This window comes from Streptomyces sp. NPDC033216, from assembly GCF_055577115.1.
Window position 1 is genome coordinate 249,509 of the sequence record NZ_JBVIQK010000002.1, and the last position, 25,710, is coordinate 275,218.

Genomic DNA, 25,710 nt, shown 5'->3' on the forward strand with positions numbered 1-25,710 from the left:
CGAACCGCGCGACCGGGCACAACGCACCCGCACCCCGCGGCGACGCGGGCAGGCTCCACTGCCTACCGCCGCAACGACCGCCCGAATCCGGAAGCCAACGGCATCCGCAACCCCAGGGGCGGCGGAGCGGCCAACGCGTCCTGGACCGGCCGCGAGAAGCCCTTCCCGAACAACGCGCCCATCACGAAATCCTCGCAGAGACAGAGCACTTCTGCCCGATGCTGGTGCAACCCGTGGCCGTCGGAATGCACTTCGAACCGGCACACGTCCCGATTGGCCTTCTTGGCCCGTGCCGCCAGCCGGAACGACAGCTCCGGATCGGTCCGTTCGTCATTGGTGCCGTGCACCAGCAGCACCCGCCGCCCCACCAGCTGCTTCACCGGTTCGGGTGGCACCGCCACATCCTCCTCCGGCAGCCAGGGAGCCACCGCCAGCACGGAGTTGACGGCCTCGTGACCGCCCGCGCGCAGCGCGGCCCGCCCGCCCATGTCGACGCCGGTCAGACACACGGGGACGTCCCCGTAGCGCCGCACGATCTCGTCGGCGGCCCAGGAGGCGTCGGCGGCCAGGTGGGCCGCGCTGCCGTTCCAGCCGCGGTACCGGTACTGCACGACATGCACGGCCAGGCCCTCCTCCCGCCCCGCGCGCGCGAGCCTGCGCCCGAGAGCACGGACGGAGGCGCTCGGCCACAGGGGGGAGGGTCTGCGGGCGGAGACCTCCTCGCCGCCGGGGAGCAGCAGCACCGCCCCGCCCACCTCCCGCGGCTCCGGACCGATGACCCTCCCCAGCCTGGCCGACCGAAGCGGCGTCGCTTGCTGTCCCATGACAGAACAGTGTCAGAAGCGCCGGTGTACTCCACCCGGCCGTGCGGTCACCGTTGCGTATCGACCGAGATGTCCGCAGGCGATCTACGCGCGTAGGAGTTAGGGTGCGGAGATGACGAGCCAGAGCATCCAGAAAGGCGCCGCCCCGGGCCCGGAGCAGATCCGCCGGGCGCCCAAGGTTCTGCTGCACGACCATCTCGACGGCGGGCTGCGGCCCGGCACGATCGTCGACCTCGCCCGGGACACCGGGTACACCCGTCTCCCCGAGAGCGACCCCGGCAAGCTCGGGCTCTGGTTCCGGGAGGCCGCCGACTCCGGTTCCCTGGAACGGTACTTGGAGACCTTCTCGCACACCGTCGCCGTCATGCAGACCCGCGAGGCGCTGGTGCGGGTCGCCCGTGAGTGCGCCGAGGACCTCGCCGAGGACGGCGTCGTCTACGCCGAGGTGCGGTACGCGCCCGAGCAGCACGTCGACGGCGGTCTCACCCTCGAAGAGGTCGTCGAGGCCGTCGACGAGGGCTTCCGGGACGGCGAGCGGCTCGCCCGCGCGCACGGCCACCGGATCCGCGTAGGCGCCCTGCTCACCGCGATGCGGCACGCCGCCCGCGCGCTGGAGATCGCCGAACTCGCCAACCGCTACCGCGACCTGGGCGTGGTGGGCTTCGACATCGCCGGCGCCGAGGCGGGCTACCCGCCCACCCGGCATCTCGACGCCTTCGAGTATCTGAAGCGCGAGAACAACCACTTCACCATCCACGCCGGCGAGGCCTTCGGGCTGCCGTCCATCTGGCAGGCCCTCCAGTGGTGCGGGGCCGACCGCCTCGGGCACGGCGTCCGCATCATCGACGACATCGAGATCGCCGAGGACGGCTCGGTGAAGCTCGGTCGGCTCGCCTCGTACGTCCGCGACAAGCGCGTCCCGTTGGAACTGTGCCCCAGCTCCAACCTCCAGACGGGGGCCGCCTCGTCGTACGCCGAGCATCCGATCGGGCTGCTGCGGCGGCTGCACTTCCGGGCCACGGTGAACACCGACAACCGGCTGATGTCCGGCACCAGCATGAGCCGGGAATTCGAGCACCTTGTCGACGCGTTCGGTTATACGCTCGACGATCTCCAGTGGTTCTCGGTCAATGCTATGAAGTCAGCATTCATCCCTTTCGATGAAAGACTGGCCATGATCAATGACGTGATCAAGCCTGGTTACGCGGAATTGAAGTCCGAATGGCTGTTCCAGTAAACCGCTTCCATCAGCGGTTCTTTCGGTGAAAAGGGTTGAACTCCCGGTTGTTCGGGGCTCTGGAATCGGACGGCTCTTCACGATCCGTCCGCATTTCGATGTTTGCCGTGAGCGGCATCCCGTGTTTACGGTCGTGGACCGCTCAGTTCCCCGTATTCGAGGACGCATTCATCATGAAGCAGTCTGCTGTCAAGACCCTCGGTGTCGCCGCCCTCGGCGCCGCCTTCGCCGCCGCCGGTGCGGGCGCCGCCAACGCCGCCCCGACCGTCCCGGACGCCACCCAGGCACTCGACGGTGTCACCAGGACGCTGCCGGCGGAGAACGTCGCCCAGGCCCTGCCGGGCGCCGGGGACGCCCTGGCGCAGGCCCAGCCGCCGGTCGGCGCGGATCTGAGCGGCGTCCAGCCCGTCGCCCAGAAGCTGATCGCCGACAGCCCCACCGACTCCGTGGCGGGTCTGCTCGGCGGCCTGCCGCTTCAGGGCCTGCCCACGCACGGGCTGCCGGTGAACGGCGTCCCGCTGGGCTGAACCAAGCCCCCGAACGCCGTTGGGGCGCCCCCGGTTTCTCCGGGGGCGCCCCAACGGCGTTCTCGCTCACCAGGCCGTGCGGGCTTTGTCCTCGGAGGGAAGGAAGATCCACAGCGCTATGTACAGCAGGAACTGCGGGCCCGGCAGGAGGCAGGACAGCAGGAAGATCACGCGCATGGTCGTGGCGGACGTACCGAAGCGGCGGGCCAGCGCGGCGCACACTCCGCCGATCATGCGGCCGTGGGTGGGGCGGGCGAGGCTGCTGGACATCTGCGGCTCCTTCGCGAGCGTCGGTCCGGGACGGGCCCTGGTCGGCCGCCCCCTCTGACAACAACGCTACGAGAACGAAGCGGATGAAACGTCGCTCTACGGGGCGATCCCGACCCTGGGAATCGTCGGGGTCAGACCCTGAGCCGGCTCCTCCAGGCCCCCTGTGCGGCGCTCCCGCCGCACACCGCGGTGGCGCAGCCAGGCCCGTACCGCCGGAACCAGTGCGGTATGGGCGAGGGCCACGCCCGCCGTGTTCAGCAGCACCGAGTCGATGTCGACCACGCGGCCGGGGACGTCCGTCTGGAGCAGGGCGATCGCCAGGGACAGCAGGGCGCCCGCGGTGACCGTGCGGACCAGGGAGGCCAGCGGGGAGACGCGTGATCTGCCGTGGGCCAGGGGGAGGAGGAAGCCCAGCGGGGCCAGCAGGGCGAGGTCCTCGCCGATGCGGCGGGCCGCCTCGGACCAGCCCAGTCTCAGGTCCGCCTGGATGCCTGCGAAGGGGTGCAGGTTGGTGGGCATCACCCACGGCACGTCCAGTGGGCGCAGCGTGAGCCAGGCTACGAACAGGAGATGTGCGACCAGGAGGACACTCCCGGCCGCACGGATGCGGATCACGGCGCTGCCGCCGATGCCTTGACGCTGCACGCTCCCCTAGACGCGGGGGGTGGCGGGATCGGTTCCGGTACGAGGGGGGAGGCGTGCGTCACGCCTCCCGGCGTCAGTTGTCCGTGACTTCCGCCGACGGGGGTTCGGCCGAACCCGGCCGGGAGCGGACCTCGTCGGTGCACTCGTAGCGGCGGGGGCGTTCCGGCGCGGGGCCGCCCAGGACCACCGAGCCGTCACCCTCCGCAGCCGCCGAGTCGGAGAAGGTGCAGACCAGTTGGGCCAGGGCGTACGACGTGAGGTCGCCGGGGGAGGTGCTCAGGCGCAGGGTGTCGTCCGGGTCCTTGGGGGCCGGGCCGCTCACCTGCATGCCGCCGTGCACGTCCGTGGTGTAGCCGGCCTCCTTCTCGGCGACCGACGGGGACTCGGCCAGTTCGTCCAGCAGGCTCTGGGCCACCAGGACGCGGCGTGCGAGGTCGGCCGTACCGTCGGGGACCCGTACGGTGCGGTCCACGGCCACCAGGGACGAGCCGCACAGGAGGAACACCTGGACCGGTACCCCCTTCGCGGTCTGGGTGCTCGCCTCGGGTTCGGCGAGGGAGCAGCGCACGCGGGACGGCGCCGGTCCGAAGTCGGTCGGTACCTCCGTGGCGCGGATTCCGCATCCGGTGAGCAGCCCGGCCAGCAGGGGGAGGACGAGCAGACGGCGTACACGGCCCCTCTTCATGAGGCGCTCCCCTTGTCCTTCTCGGACTGTTCCGCCAGTTCCGACGCGTCCCGTGGCAGGTACAGGGTGAACACCGCACCGCCGTCGGGGGAGTTGGCGGCCGTGATCCTGCCGCCGTGGATGTGGGCGTTCTCCAGGGCGATGGAGAGACCCAGGCCGCTGCCCTCGGAGCGGGGGCGGGAGGCGCTCGCCTTGTAGAAGCGGTCGAAGACGTGCGGGAGGACGTCCTCGGGGATGCCGGGCCCGTGGTCACGGACGGCGATCACCACCTCGTCGGTCGACTCGCGGATCGAGACGCGTACCGGCGAGCCGCCGTGCTTGAGGGCGTTGCCGATCAGGTTGGCCATGATCACGTCCAGGCGGCGTGGGTCGAGGCGGGCGTGGATGCCGCGGTCGGAGTCCAGCTCGACGGCGTCGAGCCAGGCGCGCGCGTCGATGCAGTGGGTGATCTGGTCGGCGACGTCGACGTCGTCCAGCACCAGGCGGGCCGTTCCGGCGTCGAAGCGGGTGACTTCCATCAGGTTCTCGACCAGGTCGCCCAGCCGCCGGGTCTCGCTGACGACGAGGCGGACCGCCGGTTCGATCATCGGGTCGATGCTGCCCGACTCCGCGTCCAGTTCCTCCTCCAGCACCTCCGTGACGGCGGTGATCGCGGTGAGGGGGGTGCGCAGTTCGTGACTCATGTCCGCCACGAAGCGGCGGGACGCGTCGTCGCGGGCCGCCATGTCCGCGACCCGCTTCTCCAGGGCCTCGGCCGTCCTGTTGAACGTGCGGGACAGATCGGCCAGTTCGTCCGTCCCCGACACCCGCAGCCGCGTGTCCAGCTTGCCCTCGCCGAGGCGCCGGGCGGCCACCCCCAGGCGGTGCACCGGCTTCAGTACGGTCGTGGCGGCGGCCTGCGCGAGCAGCGCGGCGCCGATCAGCGCGAGACCGGTGGCGATCCCCAGCGACCAGGCGAGGGAGTTGAGGTCCTTGGCCTCCGGTTCGAGCGACTTGCGCATGTATCCGGTCGGGCCGCCGCCGATCACCTTCGTGCCGGCCACCAGGTACGGCGTGCCGTGGTCGACGACCCGCTGCCAGTACAGGTGGTACGGCGACTTGTTGCCGGAGGTGATGTCCTGCTCCTTGTCGACGGCCGTGCGCAGGGACGTGGGCACGTCGTCCAGGGAGAAGCCGTTGAGGCCACCGGAGTTGCCGTACACGGTCTGGCCGGCGGAGTCCGCGCCGACGAGCAGCACGCTGAAGCGCTGGCTGCTGTTGGCCATCTGACCGGCCGTGTGCTGGAGTTCGTCCTGCGAGGGATGCTCGGGCAGCGAGCCCGCCCGGTTCTGCATCTCCTGCTCGAAGTCCCGCAGCACCGCGCCCTGGGTACGTGTGAGCACGGCTTCGCGGTTGAGCCAGTACGCGATGCCCGACGCGGACACGGCGGCGGTCAGCGCCACCGCCCCGAACACCACGACCAGCCGCAGCCGCAGGCTGGTGAGACGAAGCCGTGAAACGTGTCCCTTGCGCGCCGCGGACCAGCCGCGGAACCCCCCTTCCCCTCTTGTCACTGAGGGGCGTCCAGGCGGTAGCCGACTCCGCGCACGGTACGGATGAGCGTGGGGGAGGACGGGATGTCCTCGACCTTGGCGCGCAGGCGCTGGACACAGGCGTCCACGAGCCGCGAGTCACCCAGGTAGTCGTGCTCCCAGACCAGCCGCAGCAACTGCTGCCGGGACAGCGCCTGACCCGGGCGCCGGCTCAGCTCCAGCAGCAGCCGCAGCTCGGTCGGCGTGAGCTGGAGATCCTCGCCGTTCTTCGTCACGGTCATCGCCGCGCGGTCGATGACGAGGCTGCCGAAGGTCGCGGCGTCGTTCGACTCGCGCTCCCCGCGCCGCAGCACGGCCCTGATCCGGGCGTCCAGCACCCGCCCCTGCACCGGTTTGACGACATAGTCGTCGGCGCCGGACTCCAGCCCGACGACCACGTCGATGTCGTCGTTGCGCGCGGTGAGGAGAATGATCGGCAGCTGGTCGGTGCGCCGGATACGACGGCACACCTCGAATCCGTCGATGCCGGGCAGCATCACGTCCAGCACGATCAGATCCGGCCGCTGCTCGCGCAGCAGCTTCAGACCGTCCTCACCGCTCGCAGCGGTCGCCACACGGTGTCCCTGGCGCGTCAGTGAGAGCTCCAGGGCCGTACGGATGGCGTCGTCGTCCTCGATCAGCAACAGGGAAGGCACGGGCTCATTCTGGCCCATGGAGGGGCTGTCGTTCGACCCGTGGGTCCGGGGCCGGGCACCAGAGGTGTGGGGTTTCCGCGGCGCGCGCGGCGTGCGGAGGGGCGGAGGCGTCCCGTGAGCGCCGGTGCGAAGGCCGGGGCCCGGTGCGGCCGGCACCCCGCGGGGCCGGCTGTTCGATCAGTTCCGGCCGCTCGTCGCGGGTGCACGGACCGAGGTGTTCGGCCAGGTCAGGTCGGAGAGGCACCGGTCCTCACCCCCCGGCCGCGACGGGGGCGGCGAGAACACGATGGACATCACGGAGCATCGCGCTCCCCTCGTCATGGCCGCCCGGTCGCGGGGGCCGCGGGCCGGACGGCCATGGAGTCGCGCGGACGACGAGGCCGGCCCGGCCCGACGGGCGGGGATCCCTCACCTCGAACGCGGGCGGTCTCGGCGGGTTCCTGGCCTCCTTCGGCGCCCAGGTCGCCGGCACGCGCGGCTCCGGCGCCGGCTTCTCCCGCCCTTGGCGGGCGGCCCCGGTCACGGACGCCGGCAAGCTCCACGTCGGTCCGGTCACCGTCCCGGCGCGAGTCGGCAGGCGTCGCCTCGCGCGCCGGGGGGGCGGGGCGGCGTCGCCCTCCCCACGATTCGCCCGACGCCTCCTGGGGGAGCCGGGCGGGCGGCACGGCCGCGTGCACCCCGGTTCCGGCGCGCGGGTCGGCCGCGACGCCCCGACCGGGGTACACGCGGCCGTGCCGTGCGGCGGCGCCCGCGCGACGAGGCCGAGGTACTTCCCCGAGGGTCGGCGCCGACATGCCGTGACGAGGATCGGGGCGGACGAGGGCCCGGGGAGTGGACCCCTCGGCGCCCTTCGGGCGTCGCCGGTGGGTGCCGAGGGTGGACCCCTCGGCGCCCTTCAGGCGTCGCCGGCGGGTGCCGACGGCTTTCCCGCGCCGAGCTGCGCGAAGTCGGACCCCACGGCTACCGGCAACGCCGGCGGACCATCGGAGGTGTCGCCGTGACGGGCCCCTGTGACAGGTCTGTGACAGTCGACGGACACGGCGATGAAGTGGCGTGGGCAAGCTTCTCGGCACGGGCGAGGGAGCAGGACGCCGAGCCGGGAGCGACAGACCGATACACCGCAAGTCCACGACGGGGGGCGCGAGATGAGCACGCTGCACAGCCTGAACACCAGCGCAGTGATCACGCGCCTGCACGATGTGAACCGGGGTTCGGACAAGTCCGGTGCCGACGGGGGCCCTTCCCGGTCGAGCGCATGCGAGCGTGGGGGAGCGCGGGGATGCGCTCGCGGCGCCGGTCGTCAGCACACCGGGTTCATGACGGTGGTCGACGCGAAGACGGGGGAAGTGCCCGCGGCGGCGATCGCCATGGGCGCGGCCGGGGGAGCCGCGTACAGGGAGGACTCGGGGGAGCGCCGCTCGCTGTCGGAGGCGGAGTTCACCGCCTACGTCCAGGAGCGCCGCGCCTCCCTGTACGCCACCGCCTACCACCTCACCGGCGACCGCTTCGAGGCCGAGGACCTGCTGCAGAGCGCGCTGTTCTCGACCTACCGGGCCTGGGACCGGATCAGTGACAAGGCGGCCGTCGGCGGATACCTCCGACGGACCATGACGAACCTGCACATCAGCGCGTGGCGCCGCCGCAAGCTGAACGAGTACCCGACCGAGGAACTGCCGGAGACGGCCGGCGACACGGACGCGATGCGCGGCACCGAACTGCGCACGGTCCTGTGGCAGGCGTTGACCCGGCTGCCCGAACCCCAGCGGACGATGCTGGTCCTGCGGTACTACGAGGGCCGCACCGACCCGGAGATCGCGGACATCCTCGGCATCAGTGTCGGCACGGTGAAGTCCAGCATCTGGCGGACGCTCCGCCGGCTGCGTGAGGACGAGGTCCTCAGCTTCGGCCGTGACGAGGAGGACGCCTTCGGCGAGTTGGTCGCCTGAGGCGAACGGGGGATCCGGCTTCTGTTCAGGGGAGCCGGTGCACGGGGGAACACGGGGGAAGCGGTACCGGGGGGACCCGACGGGGGACGTTGGGGAGCGAGCGGTACCGCGCACGTGCACGGGGGAAGCACCACCGGGGGGCACGGGGGAGCACCAGAAGGACGCGGGGCTGGAGGGCCGGGGGGCCCGTCCAGTCCCGCTTCCGCGTGTGCCCGGGCGAGCGCCGGTGCCCGGCCGCTACGCCGCCGTACGGGCCGTCGGGGCGCCGTGTCCGGCCGCCGCGGACGCCAGGCGGCCCAATGCCTCGTCCCGGTCGCAGGCGTGCGCGCCGAGCCCGGTCTGCCGGGCCACGATGGAACGCTCGGTGCGCATCAGGCGCCAGCCGCGGCGCAGCAGGAACGGCACCGACTTGCGGCCCTCCTTCAGGTCGCGCAGGAAACGGCGGCGGAACGTCTTCACCGGGCCGCGGCTCAGGCACAGGGCGTCGGCCAGGACGCCCAGCTCCCGGCAGCGGCCGACGATCTCGGCGGCGAAGATGCCCTCCGCGATGAACAGCGGGGTCCGCCCGATCTCGACGCCCTCCTCGCCGGTGCGGGCGCTCAGCGAGATGTCGTACACGGGCACCTTGGTACGGCCCGTGCGGCACAGGTCCACGATGGCGGCGACCGCCGTGTCCGCGTCCCAGGATCCGGGGTCGTCCCAGTCGATGTCCGAGCTTCCCGCGACCAGTGGCAGCGTCGGGTCGTCGCCCTCCTTGTAGAAGTCGTCGAGGCGCAGCACCGGAAGGCCGGAGCGGGCCGCGAGGAGGGACTTGCCGGAGCCGGAAGGGCCGCAGAGCAGCACGACTCGCGTGGGGACGGGCGGATGGGGACTCACGGGACACCAGTGTGAGGCATCGGTCGGGCCGGTTACGACCCCGCAGGCCGGCTTTGCAGCGCGTGTCACATCCCGACCACCCTTAGTTCCGACCCGATAACCCTGTGCGACGGAAGGTGGCAGCGACCACGGCCCGACACGGTTCCTCCTCCACCCCGACCGGCCGACGGACGCTGGCGGTCCTCGCGACGGTCGGCGCGGCCCTGGGGGTGGGTGCGTCGGTCGCCGCCGCGGCCGACGCCCGCCCGTCGTCGACGGGGCGCGCACGAGCCCCACGTCCCTCGGCCGGGTCGACCCGGGGTCGGGCGCCCGCGGCGCGCTCGCCTCGCTGCCGTACGTCACGGAGGCCGTCTCCGGCCTCAAGCCCAACCCGCTCGCCGAAACCGGCGTCGATCCGCTCGACAACGGCGTCGGCACCCGGCTCGCCGACTTCCGGCCGCTCGCCTCGCGGGACCTGACGGGCCCGGTGGCGCAGGCGAAGTCGATCGGGTCCGTCCCGGTGGCGGTGCCCCTGCTGGGCGGCCGGTGAGGGGCATGACAGAGGGCCGCGGCCGCCCCGGACGGGGGGAGGCCGCGACCCTCCGGCTCGTCGGGACGGCTCAGTAGGACGAGCCGGACGCGCCCAGCGAACCCGTCGGGTGCCAGACCGTCTTGGTCTCCAGGAACGCCGTCAAGCGGTCGATGCCGGGCATCGCCCGCCAGTCGTCCACAGGCTGTGGACGAAGAACGCGCTTGAGGTTGTCGGCCGCCGCGATCTCCAGTTCCTTCGCCAGCACCTCGTCGGCGCCGGCCAGGTCGATGGCGTTGACGTCCTGGTGGGCGGCCAGGGGCGCCGCGATCTCCGCGGTGCGGCCCGACAGGACGTTCACCACGCCGCCGGGCAGGTCGGAGGTGGCCAGGACCTCACCCAGGGACAGGGCCGGGAGCGGGGACTTCTCGCTCGCGATCACGATCGCCGTGTTGCCCGTGGCGATCACGGGGGCGACCACCGAGACCAGGCCCAGGAACGACGACTCCTGCGGGGCGAGGATCGTGACGACGCCCGTCGGCTCCGGAGAGGACAGGTTGAAGTAAGGGCCCGCCACCGGGTTGCCGCCGCCCACGACCTGGGCGATCTTGTCGGTCCAGCCCGCGTACCAGACCCAGCGGTCGATCGTGGCCTCGACCAGCTCGTTGGCCTTCGACTTCGACAGGCCCTCGGCGTCCGCGACCTCGTGGACGAACTGGCTCCTGCGGCCCTCCAGCATCTCGGCGACGCGGTAGAGGATCTGGCCCCGGTTGTAGGCCGTCGCGCCGGACCACGCGCCGAACGCCTTGCGCGCGGCCACGACCGCGTCACGGGCGTCCTTGCGGGAGGAGAGCGGCGCGTTCGCCAGCCACTTGCCCTTCGAGTCGGTCACCTCGTACACCCGGCCGCTCTCGGAACGCGGGAACTTCCCGCCGACGTACAGCTTGTAGGTCTTGAAGACGCTCAGACGCTGCTGCTCGGACTTCTCAGACATCGAGGTACGCCTCCAGGCCGTGGCGGCCGCCCTCGCGGCCGAAGCCCGACTCCTTGTAACCGCCGAAGGGCGAGGTCGGGTCGAACTTGTTGAACGTGTTGGACCAGACGACACCGGCCCGGAGCTTGTTCGCCACCGCGAGGATGCGGGAGCCCTTCTCCGTCCAGATGCCCGCCGACAGGCCGTACGGCGTGTTGTTGGCCTTGGCGACGGCCTCGTCCGGGGTACGGAAGGTGAGGACCGACAGGACCGGACCGAAGATCTCGTCGCGGGCCACGGTGTGCGCCTGGGTGACGTTGGTGAACAGCGTCGGGGCGAACCAGTAGCCGGAGGCGGGGAGCTCGCACTCCGGGGACCACCGGTCGGCGCCCTCCGCCTCGCCCCGCTCCACCAGTGAGGAGATGCGCGCGAGCTGCTCGGCGGAGTTGATCGCGCCGATGTCGGTGTTCTTGTCCAGCGGATCGCCCAGGCGCAGGGTGGAGAGCCGGCGCTTCAGGGAGTCCAGCAGCTCGTCGTGGATCGACTCCTGCACGAGCAGGCGCGAGCCCGCGCAGCAGACCTGGCCCTGATTGAAGAAGATGCCGTTGACGATGCCCTCGACGGCCTGGTCGATCGGGGCGTCGTCGAAGACGATGTTCGCGCCCTTGCCGCCCAGTTCGAGCGTGAGCTTCTTCCGGGTGCCCGCGACCGTCCTCGCGATCTCCTTGCCGACGGCCGTGGAGCCGGTGAAGGCGACCTTGTTCACGTCCGGGTGCGCGACCAGCGCGGCGCCCGCCTCGCCATAGCCGGGAAGGATGTTGACGACGCCCCTGGGCAGGCCCGCCTGGCGGCAGATGTCCGCGAAGAAGAGAGCCGACAGGGGGGTCGTCTCGGCGGGCTTGAGGACCACCGTGTTGCCCGTCGCCAGTGCCGGGGCGATCTTCCACGCGAGCATCAGCAGGGGGAAGTTCCAGGGGATGACCTGGCCGGCCACGCCGAGAGGCCTGGGGTTCGCGCCGAAGCCGGCGTGGTCGAGCTTGTCGGCCCAGCCCGCGTAGTAGAAGAAGTGCGCGGCGACCAGGGGGAGGTCCGCGTCGCGGGTCTCCCTGATGGGCTTGCCGTTGTCCAGCGTCTCCAGAACGGCCAGCTCGCGGCTGCGCTCCTGGATGATCCGGGCGATGCGGAACAGGTACTTCGCGCGTTCCGAGCCGGGCAGCGCCGACCACTTCTCGAACGCCTTGCGGGCCGCCCGTACGGCGCGGTCGACGTCCTCGACGCCGGCCCGGGCGATCTCCGACAGGACCTCCTCGGTCGACGGGGACACCGTCTTGAAGACCTTGCCCTCGGCGGCCTCGGCGAACTCGCCGTCGATGAACAGGCCGTAGGAGGGCGCGATGTCGACGACCGAGCGGGACTCGGGCGCCGGTGCGTACTCGAACAGAGAAGCCATGGTGATCAGTCCACCGTCACGTAGTCGGGGCCGGAGTAGCGGCCGGTGGCCAGCTTCTGACGCTGCATCAGCAGGTCGTTCAGCAGCGAGGAGGCGCCGAAGCGGAACCAGTGGTTGTCCAGCCAGTCCTCGCCCGCGGTCTCGTTGACCAGGACCAGGAACTTGATGGCGTCCTTCGTCGTGCGGATGCCGCCGGCCGGCTTCACACCGACCTGTACGCCGGTCTGCGCGCGGAAGTCGCGGACGGCCTCCAGCATCAGAAGGGTGTTCGCGGGCGTCGCGTTCACCGCGACCTTGCCGGTGGACGTCTTGATGAAGTCGGCACCGGCGAGCATGCCGAGCCAGCTGGCCCGGCGGATGTTGTCGTACGTCGACAGCTCGCCCGTCTCGAAGATGACCTTCAGGCGGGCGCTCGTGCCGCAGGCCTCCTTCACGGCGGTGATCTCGTCGTACACCTTCAGGTACTTGCCCGCGAGGAACGCCCCGCGGTCGATGACCATGTCGATCTCGTCGGCGCCGGCGGCGACGGCGTCACGCACGTCCGCCAGCTTCACGCCGAGGGCGGCGCGCCCCGCCGGGAACGCGGTGGCGACCGAGGCGACCTTGACGGACGAGCCGGCTACGGCCGCCTTCGCGGTGGCGACCATGTCCGGGTACACGCAGACCGCGGCGGTCGACGGGGTTTCGCGGTCGGTCGGGTCGGGGTGGACCGCCTTCACGCCGAGCGCCCGGACCTTGCCCGGGGTGTCCGCGCCTTCCAGCGTCGTCAGGTCGACCATCGAGATGGCGAGGTCGATGGCGTACGCCTTCGCGGTCGTCTTGATGGAACGGGTGCCGAGGGCTGCGGCGCGCGCCTCCAGGCCGACCGTGTCGACGCCGGGGAGCCCGTGGAGGAAGCGGCGCAGCGTGGTGTCGGACGTGGCGACGTCCGGGAGGGGGGTTGCTGCGGTGGGTGCGTTGGTGGGCATGCTCACCAGACGAGCATATCTACGCGCGTAGCGGGTGTACAGCCCTCGGTCGGGGTTCCGAGGAGGGAGCGGTGGGCCAGAGGCTGTGCGGGGCGGCCGGAGCCGTCCGCGGTCGGCGGCTGGGGCTCGGGGGCACTAGCTGGAGGTTCCCCCTCCGGGCTCCGGTCGGGAGCGGAGGCCCAGCGCCCCCCGGGGCCGCCCCAGGCGGCACACGGGGCTCGCGGACGGCGGCGGGGCAGTGGGGCGAAGGCCGGGCGCACGCCCGCCCGTGGACGGCGGCGGGTGGGGCGTGGCGGCGGACCCGCGGCGGCCGGGCGTGGCCGCAGGTCGGGCGGTACGGGTGCCCGTGGACGGCGGCGGACGGGCGCGAGCGGGGGCGTCGGCGGAGGGGGTCTCGGGGGTCGGGCAGAATCGGGGGTATGACGAGTTCGGATGAGCAGGGGTCTGTGCCGGGGGCCGGGATCAAGGACCGGGTGTACCGGTCGCCCGCGGGGATGGCCGGTGGGGTGCTGCTGCTCGGCCTGGTCGGCTGGCTGGGGATCGACGCCATCGTGGCGGGAGAGGGGCGGACGCCCTGGCTGGCGCTCGCCGCGCTGATCCTGCTGGTGCCGTTGGTCGTCGCCTTCACACTGCGGCCGGCCGTGTTCGCCGGTGACGACCGGCTGCGGGTCCGCAACCCGTTCCGGGTGGTCGTGCTGCCCTGGGGGCAGGTCGCCTCGCTGCGGTCGGCGTACTCCAACGAGGTCGTCGCCGAGTCCGGACAGAAGTTCCAGCTGTGGTCGATCCCGGTCTCGCTGCGAGCGCGCAAGCGGGCCGCCCGGCAGCAGGACCGCCTCGCCGCGGACCAGGCCGCCGAGCGCGACGGGCGGCCGCGCCGCAGGCGCGGTGGCTTCGGGGGGCCCGCCGGTTTCGGGGGCGGCCTGTCCTCGCACGGGGGTGTGGACGTCCCCGGAGGGCCCGCGCGGGCCGAGTCCGACAGGACCATGGACGAGCTGCGGAATCTGTGGGAGGTACGGCAGAAGGAGGAGGCCGCGCAGGGTGAGGTGACCGTGCGGTGGGCCTGGGAGGTCATCGGGCCGGCCGCCGCGGGAGCGCTGCTGCTGGCGATCCTGGTGGCCGTGGGGTGACCTCCGGTACTCCGCGTGGCTGAGGGCGTCGGGCGGGTGGTCCGGTGTCGGGCGGCGGGGGCGGTGCGGTGGCTCACCGTGGCCGGCCTGCGGGGTCGGTGTGTGGTGTTCGGATGGGCCGGGGCCATGCAGGGGGCGAGGGTGTGGCGGCGGTCCGCGTGATCGCCCGAAGGGGTGCCACCGCCCGGTGGCACCCCTTCCGTACGGGTCAGATGCCGGCCGCCGCCGACAGGTCCCGCTTCACGGCCGCGAGCAGTTCGGCCGCGCGGGCGCGGGCCGCCGGGAGACCGTCGGACGAGCCGACCGGCACCACGACCTCCAGGTAGCACTTCAGCTTCGGCTCGGTGCCGCTGGGCCGCACCACCACGCGGGCGCCGTCGAGCGTGTAGCGCAGCCCGTCGGTCGGCGGCAGCTTGTCCGTGCCCAGGGTGAGGTCCTCGGCGCGCGTGATCGCCAGCCCGGCCAGCTCGGTCGGGGGCTTCTCGCGCAGCCGCTGCATCGCACGGGCGATGACCGTCAGGTCCTCCACCCGCACCGACAACTGGTCGGTGGCGTGCAACCCGTGCTCGACGGCGAGGTCGTCGAGCAGGTCGAGGAGCGTGCGGCCCCGCTCCTTCAGCTCCGACGCCAGCTCGGTCACGAGCAGGGCGGCGGTGATGCCGTCCTTGTCGCGCACACCCTCGGGATCGACGCAGTAGCCGAGGGCCTCCTCGTAGCCGTAGCGCAGGCCGTCGACCCGGGCGATCCACTTGAAGCCGGTGAGGGTCTCCTCGTACGGCAGTCCGGCCTTCTCGGCGATCCGGCCGAGGAGGGAGGAGGACACGATCGACTCGGCGAACGTCCCGCGCGCTCCACGGCTGACCAGATGCGCGGCGAGCAGGGCGCCGACCTCGTCGCCGCGCAGCATCCGCCACCCCTCGCCGTCCCTGACGGCCACGGCACACCGGTCGGCGTCCGGGTCGTTGGCGATGACCAGGTCCGGGTCCGTCTCGCGGGCCTTGGCGAACGCGAGGTCCATCGCGCCGGGCTCCTCCGGGTTGGGGAACGCGACGGTCGGGAACTCCGGGTCCGGCTCGGCCTGCTCGGTGACCAGGACCGGCTCGGGGAACCCCGCGCGGGCGAAGGCGGCCAGCAGCACGTCCTTGCCGACGCCGTGCATCGCCGTGTAGACGGTGCGGGCGGTGCGGGGGGAGCCGGCGGCGAGGACCGCGTCCGTACGGGCCAGGTAGGCGTCGAGGACGGAGTCGTCCAGGACCTCCCAGCCGCTGTCCGGGCGGGGCACGTCGGCCAGCGAGCGGATCGCGTCGATCTCGGCGGCGATCTCCGCGTCGGCGGGCGGGACGATCTGCGAACCGTCGCCCAGGTAGACCTTGTAGCCGTTGTCGCGGGGCGGGTTGTGGCTGGCGGTGACCTCCACGCCGGCCACCGCGCCCAGATGCCTTATGGCGTACGCCAGGACCGGCGTCGGCAGGGGGCGGGGGAGGACCGCCGCGCGCAGGCCCGCGCCCGTCATCACAGCCGCCGTGTCACGGGCGAAGGCCTCCGACTTGTGGCGGGCGTCGTAGCCGATGACGACGAGTCCGTCGTGGCTGCCCTGCCCGCGGAGGTACGCGGCGAGACCGGCGGCGGCGCGGATCACGACGGCGCGGTTCATGCGCATCGGGCCGGCGCCGAGTTCGCCTCTCAGGCCGGCGGTGCCGAACTGGAGGGTGCCGGCGAACCGGGCGGTGAGTTCGGTGACGTCCCCGGCGGTGAGGAGCGCCGCGAGTTCCTCGCGGGTCTCGGGGTCGGGGTCCTCGGCGAGCCAGGTGCGGGCGCGAGCGGTCAGGTCGTCGTGCACGGGTGGTCAACCTCTCGAGTCGTACGTGAGTTGTCTCGCCCCCGCCGCCCCTTCCCGACCCGGCCCTGGGGCTGGGCCTCCGGCCCCAGGGCCGGACCTGCACGGGGCTCGTCCTCGCGCTCCCCCGGAGGGCGGGGGAGCGCGAGGACGGGCTGAGACGTCCGCACGGCGCTTCTCGGCTCGCCCGGTCGGGACGGGGCGGGGGCGTAGGAGGGGGGCCAGGGGGCGGACCCCCTGGCGGGGTCCTACAGGCGGTCGAGGACCTGGGTCAGCAGGGCGCCCATGCGGGTCGCGGAGTCGCGGCCGGCCTGGAGGACCTCCTCGTGGTTCAGCGGCTCGCCGGTCATGCCCGCGGCGAGGTTGGTCACGAGGGAGATGCCGAGCACCTCGGCCCCGGCCTCCCGCGCCGCGATGGCCTCCAGCACCGTCGACATGCCGACGAGGTCCGCCCCGATCACCCGGGCCATCCGGATCTCGGCCGGCGTCTCGTAGTGCGGGCCGGGGAACTGGGCGTAGACGCCTTCCTCCAGCGTGGCGTCGATCTCCTTGCACAGCGCCCGCAGGCGCGGCGAGTACAGGTCCGTCAGGTCGACGAAGTTCGCGCCGATGATCGGGGAGGTGGCCGTGAGGTTGATGTGGTCGCTGATCAGTACCGGCTGACCGGGCCGCATACCCTCGCGCAGCCCCCCGCAGCCGTTGGTCAGCACGATCGTCTTGCTGCCGGCCGCCACCGCCGTACGGACGCCGTGGGCGACGGCGGCCACGCCGCGGCCCTCGTAGTAGTGCGTGCGGCCCAGGAACACCAGGGCGCGCTTCTCGCCGACCCGGTACGAGCGGATCTTGCCACCGTGGCCCTCGACCGCCGGCGGCGGGAATCCGGGCAGCTCGGTGACCTCGAACTCGGCGTCGGGAGCGCCCAGGGCGTCCACGGCCGGTGCCCAGCCGGAGCCCATCACGAGGGCGACGTCGTGGGTCTCGGCGCCCGTCAGTTCGCGCAGGCGCGCGGCTGCGGCGTCGGCGGCGGCGTGGGGGTCGCCCTGGATGTCGTCCGGGAGAAGAGATGCGTTCACGCGACGAGGGTATCCGGTCTCGGCCTACGCGCGTAGATGACAGAGCCCACGGGATGGCGATCGTTGTCTTGTCGTTTCCGACAGGGAGGGGACGAAAGGGACCGAGGCCTCAGCAGGGGCGTTTGCGCAGCTCCATCACGTAGTCGTGCGGTGCGCCGGCCGACTCCGCCGCGTCGGCGACCTCGCCCAGGTAACGGGCGGAGGGCAGCCCGCCCTCGTAGCCGTTGAGGATGTACACCCAGCCCTGCTCCTCGCCCTCCAGGGTGTGCACCCGCACCCGCATCCGGCGGTAGATGCCGAGGCCCACGCCCTCCCACCGGTCCAGCGACTCCTCGTCCGGCGGCGCCAGGTCGTACAGCGCGACGAAGACCTGGGAGAGGGGATCCTCCACGAGGGTCGCGAGCGCGCCCTCCCAGCCCAGCTGCTCGCCCCCGAACGTCAGCCGCCACCCGTTCAGCCAGCCGGTGGCGCGCAACGGCGAGTGCGGAGCGCGGCGGGACATCAGCCGCGCGTCGAGGTTGCCGGCGTACGCGGCGTAGAGCGACATGGGACGAGACTACGGCAGCCGGTCCGCACGCCACCGCCGTCGCGCGGCGTCCCTCCCGCAACAGGCGTAGCTTCCGCCCGCCCCCCGGGGAAGTAGCACCCCGGCCCGTGCGGGACAATGGAGTACGTGACTCGGATCGTGATCATCGGTGGCGGACCCGGCGGATACGAGGCGGCCCTGGTGGCCGCCCAGCTCGGCGCGGAGGTGACCGTCGTCGACTGCGACGGTCTGGGCGGGGCGTCGGTGCTGACCGACTGCGTGCCGTCGAAGACCCTGATCGCCACGGCGGAGGTGATGACGACCTTCGACTCCTCCTACGAGGAACTGGGCATCATCGTCGCCGACGACACCCCGCCGCTGGAGCAGTCGGCCCGGGTGGTCGGCGTGGACCTCGACAAGGTCAACCGGCGTGTCAAGCGGCTCGCGCTCGCCCAGTCCCACGACATCACCGCCTCCGTCACCCGGGCCGGCGCCCGCGTCCTGCGCGGCCGAGGCCGGCTCAAGGGCATGCAGGCCCTCGACGGCTCCCGCCAGGTCGTCGTCACCGCCGCCGACGGCACCGAGGAGACCCTCACCGCCGACGCCGTCCTCCTCGCCACCGGCGGACACCCCCGCGAGCTGCCCGACGCCCAGCCCGACGGCGAGCGCATCCTCAACTGGACCCAGGTCTACGACCTGCGCGAACTGCCCGAAGAACTCATCGTGGTCGGCTCGGGTGTCACCGGCGCCGAGTTCGCCGGCGCCTACCAGGCCCTGGGCTCCAAGGTCACCCTCGTCTCCTCCCGCGACCGCGTGCTGCCGGGTGAGGACCCCGACGCCGCCGCCGTCCTGGAGGACGTCTTCCGCCGCCGCGGCATGAACGTGATGGCCCGCTCGCGCGCCCAGTCCGCCAAGCGCGTCGGCGACCGCGTCGAGGTCACCCTCGCCGACGGCCGGGTCATCACCGGCTCGCACTGTCTGATGGCCGTGGGCGCCGTCCCCAACAGCGCGGGACTCGGCCTGGAGGAGGCGGGCGTCAGGGTCCGCGAGTCCGGCCACATCTGGACCGACAGGGTCTCCCGCACCACCGCCCCCGGCGTGTACGCCGCCGGTGACGTGACCGGCGTCTTCGCCCTCGCCTCCGTCGCCGCCATGCAGGGCCGTATCGCCATGTACCACTTCCTCGGCGACGCGGTGGCCCCGCTCAACCTGAAGACCGTCTCCTCCAACGTCTTCACCGACCCCGAGATCGCCACCGTCGGCTACACCCAGGCCGACGTCGACGGCGGCAAGATCGACGCCCGCGTGCTGAAGCTGCCGTTGCTGCGCAACCCGCGCGCCAAGATGCAGGGCATCCGCGACGGCTTCGTCAAGATCTTCTGCCGGCCGGGTACGGAGATCGTCGTCGGCGGTGTCGTCGTGGCGCCGCGCGCCTCGGAACTCATCCACCCCATCTCGATCGCCGTCGACAACAATCTGACGGTCGAACAGATCGCGAACGCCTTCACGGTGTACCCGTCCCTTTCGGGCTCGATCGCCGAAGTGGCACGGCAGTTGCACACCCGGAAGACGGGCGGCGACGCGTAGTCCCGTCCGGGCGGCCGAGGCGAACTCCCCGCTGGTGACGGGGAGTCCCGGCCGTACGGGGGGGCATACGCGGGGTGATGAGGGTCCTATACCACTTCGTGTGCTGCTGTGCGAACAACTTCTGTTATTCGGCGCAAAGAGCTGAAAGCAGACGGTCGCCCGCGTTACTGTCAGTTTCGTGTTCGCTGCAGAACGTCGCCAATTGATCCTCGAAATGGTGCGAGCCAACGGAGCCGTGTCGCTCCGCGAACTCGCCCGCGTCGTCCAGACCTCCGAAGTGACCGTACGACGGGACGTGCGGGCACTGGAGGCAGAAGGACTCCTCGACCGCCGGCACGGCGGTGCGGTACTGCCGGGCGGTTTCACCCGCGAGTCCGGCTTCCCGCAGAAATCCCATCTCGCGACCGCCGAGAAGACCGCCATCGCCGACCTCGCCGCCACCTTCGTCGAAGAGGGTGAGGCCATCGTGGTCGGAGCGGGAACCACCACCCAGGAACTGGCGCGTCGGCTCGCCCGGATCCCCGGCCTCACCGTCGTCACCAACTCCCTGCTGGTGGCCCAGGCGTTGGCGCACGCCAACCGCGTGGAGGTCGTGATGACCGGTGGCACCCTGCGCGGTTCCAACTACGCCCTCGTGGGCAGCGGGGCCGAACAGTCCCTCCAGGGACTGCGGGTCTCCCGCGCCTTCCTGTCCGGAAGCGGACTCACCGCCGAGCGCGGTCTGTCCACGTCCAACATGCTCTCGGCGTCGGTCGACCGGGCCCTCGTCCAGGCCGCCGCCGAGGTCGTCGTCCTCGCCGACCACACCAAACTCGGCACCGACACCATGTTCCAGACCGTGCCGACGGACGTCATCACCCGCCTGGTGACCGACGAGCCGCCGACGCACGACGACCGGGCCGGCACCGAACTCCAGGCCCTCGCCGACCAGGGGGTGCAGATCGCCGTGGCGGGGGCGGCCGGGAGTCCGGGGGGTGAGCCGGTCCCGGCGCGGCGGCAGCAGCGTCGGGACGTTCCCTTGCCGGCACCACGGCGGGGGCAGGTGCCCACGCCCGGCGTGGCGGGGTTGCGGGCGGCCCCGGTCCTCGGTGAGCAGGTGCCGGGGGCGGAGCGGGCGCGGGTCGCGGACATGCGGCGTCGGTAGGACGCCACGTCGGCGCCGGCGGCGACGCCCGTGCCCGCGCCGGAACGACAGGTGCCTGGCCAGGCGCCTTGTCGCAGTCGCCGACAGGCGGTGGGGGTGCGTGCGCGGGTGCCGGTCCGCCGGGGCCGGCCGCGCAGTGCCCCACGCCCCTGGTGGGCAGGGGTGCCGTGGGGCGATCGGCGAGGGCGTCCAGCTGCCGGGCCGGCCCGTGCGGCGGAGCCGCGGATCGATGCACGCTCCGCGCCCCTCGTTCCAGCGGGCTGCGTGCCCCTTTGGGCAGCTCACGAGCCCCGTGCCCGCGCCTGGCGTGCTCCCCCGCTGTCCCGTACGACGACAGAACCCCGCGCCCGTCTCGCGGGCGCGGGGAACCTGAGCGTGCTGTTCGGGTCAGTCCTTGATCTCGCAGATGGGGGCGCCCGAGGTGATCGAGGCGCCGACCTCTGCGGAGAGGCCCTTGATGGTGCCGGAGCGGTGGGCGTTGAGGGGCTGTTCCATCTTCATGGCTTCCAGGACGACGATCAGGTCGCCCTCCTTGACCTCCTGGCCCTCCTCGACCGCGATCTTGACGATCGTGCCCTGCATCGGCGAGGTGAGGGTGTCGCCGGAGGCGACGGGGCCGGACTTCTTGGCGGCGCGGCGCTTGGGCTTGGCGCCGGCCGCGAGGCCGGTTCGGGCCAGGGACATGCCGAGCGAGACCGGGAGGGAGACCTCCAGGCGCTTGCCGCCGACCTCGACGACGACGGTCTCGCGGCCCGCTTCCTCGTCGGCCTCGGTGTCCGCGGGCGCGGCGAAGGGCTTGATGTCGTTGACGAACTCGGTCTCGATCCAGCGGGTGTGGACCGTGAACGGGTCGGTGGAGCCGGTCAGCTCCGGGGCGAACGCCGGGTCCTTCACCACCGCGCGGTGGAAGGGGATGGCGGTGGCCATGCCCTCGACCTGGAACTCCGCCAGGGCGCGGGCGGCCCGCTGGAGGGCCTCCTTGCGGGTGCGGCCGGTGACGATCAGCTTGGCCAGCAGGGAGTCCCAGGCCGGACCGATCACGCTGCCGGACTCCACGCCCGCGTCCAGACGCACACCCGGTCCGGACGGCGCGTCGAACGTGGTGACGGTGCCGGGGGCGGGGAGGAAGTTGCGGCCCGGGTCCTCGCCGTTGATGCGGAACTCGAAGGAGTGACCGCGCAACGGCGGGTCGTCGTAGCCGAGTTCCTCGCCGTCGGCGATGCGGAACATCTCGCGCACCAGGTCGATGCCGGAGACCTCCTCGGTGACCGGGTGCTCGACCTGGAGGCGGGTGTTGACCTCCAGGAAGGAGATCGTGCCGTCGACGCCGACGAGGAACTCGACAGTGCCGGCGCCGACGTAGCCGGCCTCCTTGAGGATGGCCTTCGAGGAGGAGTACAGCTCGGCGACCTGCTCCTCGGAGAGGAACGGCGCCGGGGCCTCCTCGACCAGCTTCTGGTGCCGGCGCTGGAGGGAGCAGTCGCGGGTGGAGACGACGACCACGTTGCCGTGCCGGTCGGCCAGGCACTGGGTCTCGACGTGCCGCGGCTTGTCGAGGTAGCGCTCGACGAAGCACTCGCCGCGGCCGAAGGCGGCGACGGCCTCGCGGACCGCGGAGTCGTACAGCTCGGGCACCTCTTCGAGGGTGCGGGCCACCTTCAGGCCGCGTCCGCCGCCACCGAAGGCGGCCTTGATCGCGATGGGCAGGCCGTGCTCCTCGGCGAAGGCGACGACCTCGTCGGCGCCCGACACCGGGTCCGGCGTGCCCGCCACCAGCGGCGCGCCGGCGCGCTGCGCGATGTGCCGGGCGGCGACCTTGTCGCCGAGGTCGCGGATGGCCTGCGGCGGCGGGCCGATCCAGATGAGGCCCGCGTCCAGGACGGCCTGGGCGAACTCGGCGTTCTCCGAGAGGAAGCCGTATCCGGGATGGATCGCGTCCGCCCCCGACTCGCGGGCGGCGTTCAACACCTTCTCGATGTCGAGGTAGCTGGTGCCCGGAGTGTCACCGCCCAGGGCGAACGCCTCATCCGCGGCGCGGACATGCAGAGCGTCCCGGTCCGGTTCGGCGTACACGGCGACGCTTGCGATACCGGCATCCCGGCAGGCCCGGGCCACGCGGACTGCGATTTCGCCACGGTTGGCGATGAGCACCTTGCGCACGATTGAGGCTCCCTCCTTGAAACAAGCCGAGTTTAGGGACTGCCGACACGACTCATCGACCCGTCCCCAGAGGTGAGCTTGCCCACACACAGCGTGATGCCAGGCTCACTCGACAGCGAAATTCCCTTGCAGTACCGCCGTACGCAGCACTCCTCCGCGAAACCCTAGTCCTCCACTGTGGCCAAGGTCTCTGTGAGCACGTGCTGCGGCCCACTCCGTTTCTTTGTGGAGTCCCTACGAATGGCCCAATGATTCTTTGCCCTCGACAGAACCCTTGTCCCCGGGTTTACCCGTTAGTAGCGTTCGTGGCGTCTCGAACGTACTTGGGGTAACAGTGGTCCCGTGCGGGCCGGGTCGAAAGTGGGTGGACCGGTGGTGCGCAGACCGGTGGCAGTGGTCGTGGCGGTCGTGCTGCTCCTCGAGGCGCTCGGTGTCGCCGCGCTGAACTGGTTCCTCGGGATCGTCGTCGACCGACAGGACATGTCCCTCGCGGGTCTGGACCCCGACATGATGTCGACGTCGTCGAAGGTCGGCGGGATCGTCTTCGGCCTCTACTTCGCCTTCTGCGGGCTGGTCGCCGTGCTGGTGGCGGTCCGCGACCGACCGCCGGCCGGCGTCGGCCGCGTCCTGCTGATCAGCGCCGCCGTCGTGCACGGGCTGCTGGGTGCCGCCGCGTGGGGGCTGGTGGGCTGGCCCGCGTTCCTGTTCATGGTCGTCGTGCTCGCGCTCATCGTGCTGCTGCTGATGACGTACGACCGTCACGAGGGGCCCGCCGCCGAACCCGGCGACCCGGGGCCCAGGGGCGAGGGGCCCGCCCCGGTCAGCGGTCCGCCGGCGCCCACAACTGGGTGATACCCACGCCCAGTCGGGCCAGCAGGCGGCGTACGAGCGGCAGGCTGAGGCCGATCACGTTGCCATGGTCGCCGTCGATGCCGTCGATGAACGGCGCCGAGCGGCCGTCCAGGGTGAACGCCCCGGCGACGTGGAGCGGTTCGCCGGAGGCGACGTACACCGCGATCTCCTCGTCGGTGGGCTCGCCGAAGCGGACCACGGTGGAGCCCACGCCGGAGGTGTAGCGCCCCGTGGCGGTGTCGTAGACGCAGTGCCCGGTCTGGAGGGTGCCCGCGCGGCCGCGCATCGACTTCCAGCGGGCGGTGGCCTCCTCGGCGTCCGCGGGCTTTCCGAGGGCCTGGCCGTCCAGGTCGAGGACGGAGTCGCAGCCGATCACCAGCGCGCCCTTGACCTCGGGTTTCGCGGCCACGACGGAGGCCTTGGCCTCGGCCAGGGCGAGCGCCAGTTCGGCGGGGGTGGGGGCGGTCACGGCGTCCTCGTCGACTCCGCTGACGATCACCTCCGGGTCGAGTCCTGCCTGGCGCAGCAGGCCCAGCCGGGCGGGGGACTGGGAGGCGAGCACGAGACGACGGCGCGGCTGATCGGTCATGCGGTCAGCGTATCGGCGTGCCGCGCCGCGTTCATCCGGGTCGCCCCGGGGTCACTTCACCTCACGCCGATGACGATCATCGCGAGCACCATGGCCAGCGCCATGAGGAGCCCGAGCCGCCGCAACATCTCCTGCGTGTCCCGCATTTCCTCGGGCGGCTCGTTCTCGGGGTCGGACCACAGCATGCGATCCAGCCTGCGGCGAGGCGGTGGCGGCCGCCTGAGTACGCGTACTCAACTTGCATAAACGGGACTGTGGTTTCATTAAGGTGTTCGCTGTGTCGGCCGCCGAAAGGACCTGTCCGTGTTCACCCCGCACGTCTTCACCACCGCCTGGACCGCCCCGCCCCAGTCGCCCAGCGAGGGCTTCACCCCCAACTGGTCCCGCGAAGGCTTCTGGCGCCAGTCCGTGCGCCAGACCGTCCGGCTGACGGCCGGCGGTGGCCGGGTGCGGATCCGGCTGTCGAACGCCTACGGCACCTCCCCGGTCCGTATCGCCGCCGCCACCCTGGCCCGCCCGGCCGGGGGCCCCGCCGTCGAGGCGGACTCCGTCACCCGCCTCACCTTCGGGGGCTCGGGGCGCACGGCGATCCCGGCCCGCGGCCACCTGCTCAGCGACCCGGCCCCGCTCGACGTGGCCGCTGGACAGGCGCTGACGCTGACCCTGCACTTCGACACCGTCACCGGCCCCGCCACCTTCCACGCGCAGGCCTTCACGACCAGCTACCGAGGGGAGGGCGACCTCTCGGTGGACGTGGACGGGGAGGCCTTCGACGCGAGCAGCCAGTCCTGGTACTTCCTCACCGCCGTCGAGACCGACGACGGCCGGGCGGACGGCATCGCCCTCATCGGCGACTCCCTCACCGACGGCTTCGGCTCGACACCCGGCGCCGACCGGCGCTGGTCCGACCAACTGGCCCGGCGCACCGGACGCCCCGTCCTCAACGCGGGGATCGGCGGGAACCTGCTGCTCAACGACTCCGCCTGGTACGGAGAGAAGGCCCTGCACCGGCTGCGCCGCGACGTGCTGGAGCAGTCGGGCGTGGACACCCTCGTGGTGCTCCTCGGCCTCAACGACATCGGCTTCGGCGAGACGGACGAGCAGCCGACGTACAAGCCCGCACCGGTGGTGGAGGCGGACGAGCTGATCGCCGGGCACCGGGAGCTGATACGGCAGGCACGCGGGCGGGGCCTGCGGGTGATCGGGGCGACCCTGCTGCCGTTCGGGGGCTCGGACCACTGGGGCGGGCACGCGGCCGAGGTGAGCCACGAGGTGGACGAATGGGTGCGCTGCTCCGGCGCGTACGACGCGGTCGTGGACCTGCGCCGAGCGCTGGCCGATCCGGCGGACCCGGACCGGCTGCACCCCGCGTACGACTCCGGCGACCACCTGCACCCCGACGACGCGGGGTACGCGGTGATGGCCGAAGCCGTGGCCGCCCTTCTGTGACGGGCGGGTGGCCGGGCTAGCCCGGCCAGTACGTGCGGCTCCAGGTCGCCGGGCCCGGTGAGGGCAGCCGACGGTCGGCGATGCGGGACGGGTCCGACCAGGAGTCCCTGGCGCCCTGCGCGCCGGGCGGCTCGGCTGTCGCCGTCGCGGCGCGGGCGCGAACCACCGCCAGTGCGGCGGCCAGCTCCTCCGGGGTCGGGTTGCCCCGTACGACCTTGATCACAGCGGCT

General features: G+C 72.2%; 25 protein-coding genes and 1 pseudogene. 9 read left to right on the plus strand and 17 right to left on the minus strand.

Annotated elements, in window-relative coordinates:
• Positions 1-62: 62 nt before the first annotated feature.
• Positions 63-824 (minus strand): alpha/beta hydrolase family protein, encoded by a 762-nt coding sequence (locus tag ACZ5Y0_RS04585; RefSeq protein ID WP_469127133.1) that lies wholly within the window; start codon positions 822-824, stop codon positions 63-65.
• 112 nt (positions 825-936) lie between these two features.
• On the opposite strand from ACZ5Y0_RS04585, the gene ACZ5Y0_RS04590 reads away from it, so the two are divergent.
• Together ACZ5Y0_RS04590 and ACZ5Y0_RS04595 are read left to right on the plus strand one after the other, a co-directional pair.
• Positions 937-2,061 carry an adenosine deaminase gene (locus ACZ5Y0_RS04590; protein ID WP_469127134.1) on the plus strand — a complete coding sequence of 375 codons (1,125 nt, stop codon included), beginning with the start codon at positions 937-939 and terminating at the stop codon, positions 2,059-2,061.
• A gap of 173 nt (positions 2,062-2,234) precedes the next feature.
• Positions 2,235-2,588: an ATP-binding protein gene (locus ACZ5Y0_RS04595; protein WP_469127135.1), complete on the plus strand. Its 354-nt coding sequence runs from the start codon at positions 2,235-2,237 to the stop codon at positions 2,586-2,588.
• A 66-nt stretch (positions 2,589-2,654) separates the two neighbouring features.
• On the opposite strand, the gene ACZ5Y0_RS04600 is transcribed toward ACZ5Y0_RS04595, so the two are convergent.
• The 5 genes from ACZ5Y0_RS04600 to afsQ1 all read right to left on the minus strand — a co-directional run bounded on the left by ACZ5Y0_RS04600 (position 2,655) and on the right by afsQ1 (position 6,415).
• On the minus strand, positions 2,655-2,858 hold the full coding sequence (locus ACZ5Y0_RS04600; protein ID WP_365470621.1) for a PspC domain-containing protein: 204 nt from the start codon (positions 2,856-2,858) through the stop codon (positions 2,655-2,657).
• 96 nt (positions 2,859-2,954) lie between these two features.
• Positions 2,955-3,503, minus strand: a complete 549-nt coding sequence (locus tag ACZ5Y0_RS04605) for a VanZ family protein (protein WP_469127136.1) — start codon at positions 3,501-3,503, stop codon at positions 2,955-2,957.
• A gap of 73 nt (positions 3,504-3,576) precedes the next feature.
• The gene (locus ACZ5Y0_RS04610) at positions 3,577-4,188 is read right to left on the minus strand and encodes a hypothetical protein (protein WP_469127137.1); all 612 of its coding nucleotides are present in this window, start codon (positions 4,186-4,188) and stop codon (positions 3,577-3,579) included.
• A complete protein-coding gene (locus ACZ5Y0_RS04615) occupies positions 4,185-5,741 on the minus strand; it encodes a sensor histidine kinase (RefSeq protein WP_469127138.1) in 1,557 nt (518 codons plus the stop codon). Before ACZ5Y0_RS04615 ends, ACZ5Y0_RS04610 begins: the two co-directional genes overlap by 4 nt.
• The gene (afsQ1, locus tag ACZ5Y0_RS04620; protein WP_467514642.1) at positions 5,738-6,415 is read right to left on the minus strand and encodes a two-component system response regulator AfsQ1; all 678 of its coding nucleotides are present in this window, start codon (positions 6,413-6,415) and stop codon (positions 5,738-5,740) included. The genes ACZ5Y0_RS04615 and afsQ1 overlap by 4 nt, the downstream gene beginning before the upstream one ends.
• Positions 6,416-7,560: 1,145 nt before the next feature.
• Here afsQ1 and ACZ5Y0_RS04625 point away from each other — a divergent pair.
• On the plus strand, positions 7,561-8,361 hold the full coding sequence (locus ACZ5Y0_RS04625; RefSeq protein WP_469127139.1) for a SigE family RNA polymerase sigma factor: 801 nt from the start codon (positions 7,561-7,563) through the stop codon (positions 8,359-8,361).
• Positions 8,362-8,598: 237 nt separating this feature from the next.
• Here the strand turns inward: ACZ5Y0_RS04625 and ACZ5Y0_RS04630 are convergent, their stop codons facing one another.
• Positions 8,599-9,306 carry a uridine kinase family protein gene (locus tag ACZ5Y0_RS04630; RefSeq protein WP_469127140.1) on the minus strand — a complete coding sequence of 236 codons (708 nt, stop codon included), beginning with the start codon at positions 9,304-9,306 and terminating at the stop codon, positions 8,599-8,601.
• A 47-nt stretch (positions 9,307-9,353) separates the two neighbouring features.
• Between ACZ5Y0_RS04630 and ACZ5Y0_RS04635 the strand changes: the two are divergent.
• Positions 9,354-9,766, plus strand: a pseudogene (locus tag ACZ5Y0_RS04635) (hypothetical protein).
• Between the two features lie 70 nt (positions 9,767-9,836).
• On the opposite strand, the gene ACZ5Y0_RS04640 reads toward ACZ5Y0_RS04635, so the two are convergent.
• The 3 genes from ACZ5Y0_RS04640 to deoC are packed head-to-tail and all read right to left on the minus strand — an operon-like array spanning position 9,837 to position 13,136.
• Positions 9,837-10,739, minus strand: coding sequence for an aldehyde dehydrogenase family protein (locus ACZ5Y0_RS04640; RefSeq protein WP_469127141.1), 903 nt, complete (start codon positions 10,737-10,739; stop codon positions 9,837-9,839).
• Positions 10,732-12,168 carry an aldehyde dehydrogenase family protein gene (locus ACZ5Y0_RS04645; protein WP_469127142.1) on the minus strand — a complete coding sequence of 479 codons (1,437 nt, stop codon included), beginning with the start codon at positions 12,166-12,168 and terminating at the stop codon, positions 10,732-10,734. Before ACZ5Y0_RS04645 ends, ACZ5Y0_RS04640 begins: the two co-directional genes overlap by 8 nt.
• Before the next feature lie 5 nt (positions 12,169-12,173).
• Complete coding sequence (deoC, locus tag ACZ5Y0_RS04650) at positions 12,174-13,136, minus strand: deoxyribose-phosphate aldolase (protein WP_469127506.1); 963 nt, start codon at positions 13,134-13,136, stop codon at positions 12,174-12,176.
• Between the two features lie 419 nt (positions 13,137-13,555).
• On the opposite strand from deoC, the gene ACZ5Y0_RS04655 reads away from it, so the two are divergent.
• Entirely contained in the window at positions 13,556-14,263 is a 708-nt protein-coding gene (locus tag ACZ5Y0_RS04655) for a PH domain-containing protein (RefSeq protein ID WP_469127143.1), read from the plus strand.
• A 208-nt stretch (positions 14,264-14,471) separates the two neighbouring features.
• Here the strand turns inward: ACZ5Y0_RS04655 and ACZ5Y0_RS04660 are convergent, their stop codons facing one another.
• The 3 genes from ACZ5Y0_RS04660 to ACZ5Y0_RS04670 all read right to left on the minus strand — a co-directional run bounded on the left by ACZ5Y0_RS04660 (position 14,472) and on the right by ACZ5Y0_RS04670 (position 17,720).
• Positions 14,472-16,103 carry a phospho-sugar mutase gene (locus ACZ5Y0_RS04660; RefSeq protein ID WP_469127144.1) on the minus strand — a complete coding sequence of 544 codons (1,632 nt, stop codon included), beginning with the start codon at positions 16,101-16,103 and terminating at the stop codon, positions 14,472-14,474.
• Between the two features lie 245 nt (positions 16,104-16,348).
• Positions 16,349-17,173: a purine-nucleoside phosphorylase gene (locus ACZ5Y0_RS04665; protein WP_469127145.1), complete on the minus strand. Its 825-nt coding sequence runs from the start codon at positions 17,171-17,173 to the stop codon at positions 16,349-16,351.
• Positions 17,174-17,282: 109 nt separating this feature from the next.
• Positions 17,283-17,720, minus strand: a complete 438-nt coding sequence (locus tag ACZ5Y0_RS04670) for a gamma-glutamylcyclotransferase family protein (RefSeq protein ID WP_469127146.1) — start codon at positions 17,718-17,720, stop codon at positions 17,283-17,285.
• 117 nt (positions 17,721-17,837) lie between these two features.
• Here ACZ5Y0_RS04670 and ACZ5Y0_RS04675 point away from each other — a divergent pair, with 117 nt between their 5' ends.
• Together ACZ5Y0_RS04675 and ACZ5Y0_RS04680 are read left to right on the plus strand one after the other, a co-directional pair.
• A complete protein-coding gene (locus ACZ5Y0_RS04675) occupies positions 17,838-19,286 on the plus strand; it encodes an NAD(P)H-quinone dehydrogenase (RefSeq protein WP_469127147.1) in 1,449 nt (482 codons plus the stop codon).
• A 178-nt stretch (positions 19,287-19,464) separates the two neighbouring features.
• Entirely contained in the window at positions 19,465-20,430 is a 966-nt protein-coding gene (locus ACZ5Y0_RS04680) for a DeoR/GlpR family DNA-binding transcription regulator (protein WP_469127148.1), read from the plus strand.
• A 387-nt stretch (positions 20,431-20,817) separates the two neighbouring features.
• Here ACZ5Y0_RS04680 and ACZ5Y0_RS04685 read toward each other — a convergent pair whose 3' ends face one another.
• Positions 20,818-22,590, minus strand: coding sequence for an acetyl/propionyl/methylcrotonyl-CoA carboxylase subunit alpha (locus ACZ5Y0_RS04685; RefSeq protein ID WP_469127149.1), 1,773 nt, complete (start codon positions 22,588-22,590; stop codon positions 20,818-20,820).
• A 372-nt stretch (positions 22,591-22,962) separates the two neighbouring features.
• Between ACZ5Y0_RS04685 and ACZ5Y0_RS04690 the strand changes: the two genes are divergently transcribed.
• Positions 22,963-23,442, plus strand: coding sequence for a hypothetical protein (locus tag ACZ5Y0_RS04690; protein WP_469127150.1), 480 nt, complete (start codon positions 22,963-22,965; stop codon positions 23,440-23,442).
• Here ACZ5Y0_RS04690 and ACZ5Y0_RS04695 read toward each other — a convergent pair.
• Entirely contained in the window at positions 23,411-24,031 is a 621-nt protein-coding gene (locus ACZ5Y0_RS04695; protein ID WP_469127151.1) for a Maf family protein, read from the minus strand. The genes ACZ5Y0_RS04690 and ACZ5Y0_RS04695 overlap by 32 nt on opposite strands.
• 56 nt (positions 24,032-24,087) lie before the next feature.
• Entirely contained in the window at positions 24,088-24,216 is a 129-nt protein-coding gene (mmpB, locus tag ACZ5Y0_RS04700) for a morphogenic membrane protein MmpB (protein WP_469127152.1), read from the minus strand.
• Between the two features lie 118 nt (positions 24,217-24,334).
• Here mmpB and ACZ5Y0_RS04705 point away from each other — a divergent pair, with 118 nt between their 5' ends.
• Positions 24,335-25,480, plus strand: coding sequence for an SGNH/GDSL hydrolase family protein (locus ACZ5Y0_RS04705; RefSeq protein WP_469127153.1), 1,146 nt, complete (start codon positions 24,335-24,337; stop codon positions 25,478-25,480).
• A 16-nt stretch (positions 25,481-25,496) separates the two neighbouring features.
• On the opposite strand, the gene ACZ5Y0_RS04710 is transcribed toward ACZ5Y0_RS04705, so the two are convergent.
• Positions 25,497-25,703 (minus strand): acyl-CoA carboxylase epsilon subunit, encoded by a 207-nt coding sequence (locus ACZ5Y0_RS04710; RefSeq protein WP_469127154.1) that lies wholly within the window; start codon positions 25,701-25,703, stop codon positions 25,497-25,499.
• Between the last annotated feature and the right edge of the window lie 7 nt (positions 25,704-25,710).

Bases quoted from the DNA above. Each gene is read 5' to 3' on its own strand.
- ACZ5Y0_RS04585 (WP_469127133.1), bottom strand. From the start codon at position 824: ATGGGACAGCAAGCGACGCCGCTTCGGTCGGCCAGGCTGGGGAGGGTC.
- ACZ5Y0_RS04590 (WP_469127134.1), top strand. From the start codon at position 937: ATGACGAGCCAGAGCATCCAGAAAGGCGCCGCCCCGGGCCCGGAGCAG.
- ACZ5Y0_RS04595 (WP_469127135.1), top strand. From the start codon at position 2,235: ATGAAGCAGTCTGCTGTCAAGACCCTCGGTGTCGCCGCCCTCGGCGCC.
- ACZ5Y0_RS04600 (WP_365470621.1), bottom strand. From the start codon at position 2,858: ATGTCCAGCAGCCTCGCCCGCCCCACCCACGGCCGCATGATCGGCGGA.
- ACZ5Y0_RS04610 (WP_469127137.1), bottom strand. From the start codon at position 4,188: ATGAAGAGGGGCCGTGTACGCCGTCTGCTCGTCCTCCCCCTGCTGGCC.
- ACZ5Y0_RS04625 (WP_469127139.1), top strand. From the start codon at position 7,561: ATGAGCACGCTGCACAGCCTGAACACCAGCGCAGTGATCACGCGCCTG.
- ACZ5Y0_RS04640 (WP_469127141.1), bottom strand. From the start codon at position 10,739: ATGTCTGAGAAGTCCGAGCAGCAGCGTCTGAGCGTCTTCAAGACCTAC.
- ACZ5Y0_RS04645 (WP_469127142.1), bottom strand. From the start codon at position 12,168: ATGGCTTCTCTGTTCGAGTACGCACCGGCGCCCGAGTCCCGCTCGGTC.
- deoC (WP_469127506.1), bottom strand. From the start codon at position 13,136: ATGCCCACCAACGCACCCACCGCAGCAACCCCCCTCCCGGACGTCGCC.
- ACZ5Y0_RS04655 (WP_469127143.1), top strand. From the start codon at position 13,556: ATGACGAGTTCGGATGAGCAGGGGTCTGTGCCGGGGGCCGGGATCAAG.
- ACZ5Y0_RS04670 (WP_469127146.1), bottom strand. From the start codon at position 17,720: ATGTCGCTCTACGCCGCGTACGCCGGCAACCTCGACGCGCGGCTGATG.
- ACZ5Y0_RS04675 (WP_469127147.1), top strand. From the start codon at position 17,838: ATGGAGTACGTGACTCGGATCGTGATCATCGGTGGCGGACCCGGCGGA.
- ACZ5Y0_RS04695 (WP_469127151.1), bottom strand. From the start codon at position 24,031: ATGACCGATCAGCCGCGCCGTCGTCTCGTGCTCGCCTCCCAGTCCCCC.
- mmpB (WP_469127152.1), bottom strand. From the start codon at position 24,216: ATGCTGTGGTCCGACCCCGAGAACGAGCCGCCCGAGGAAATGCGGGAC.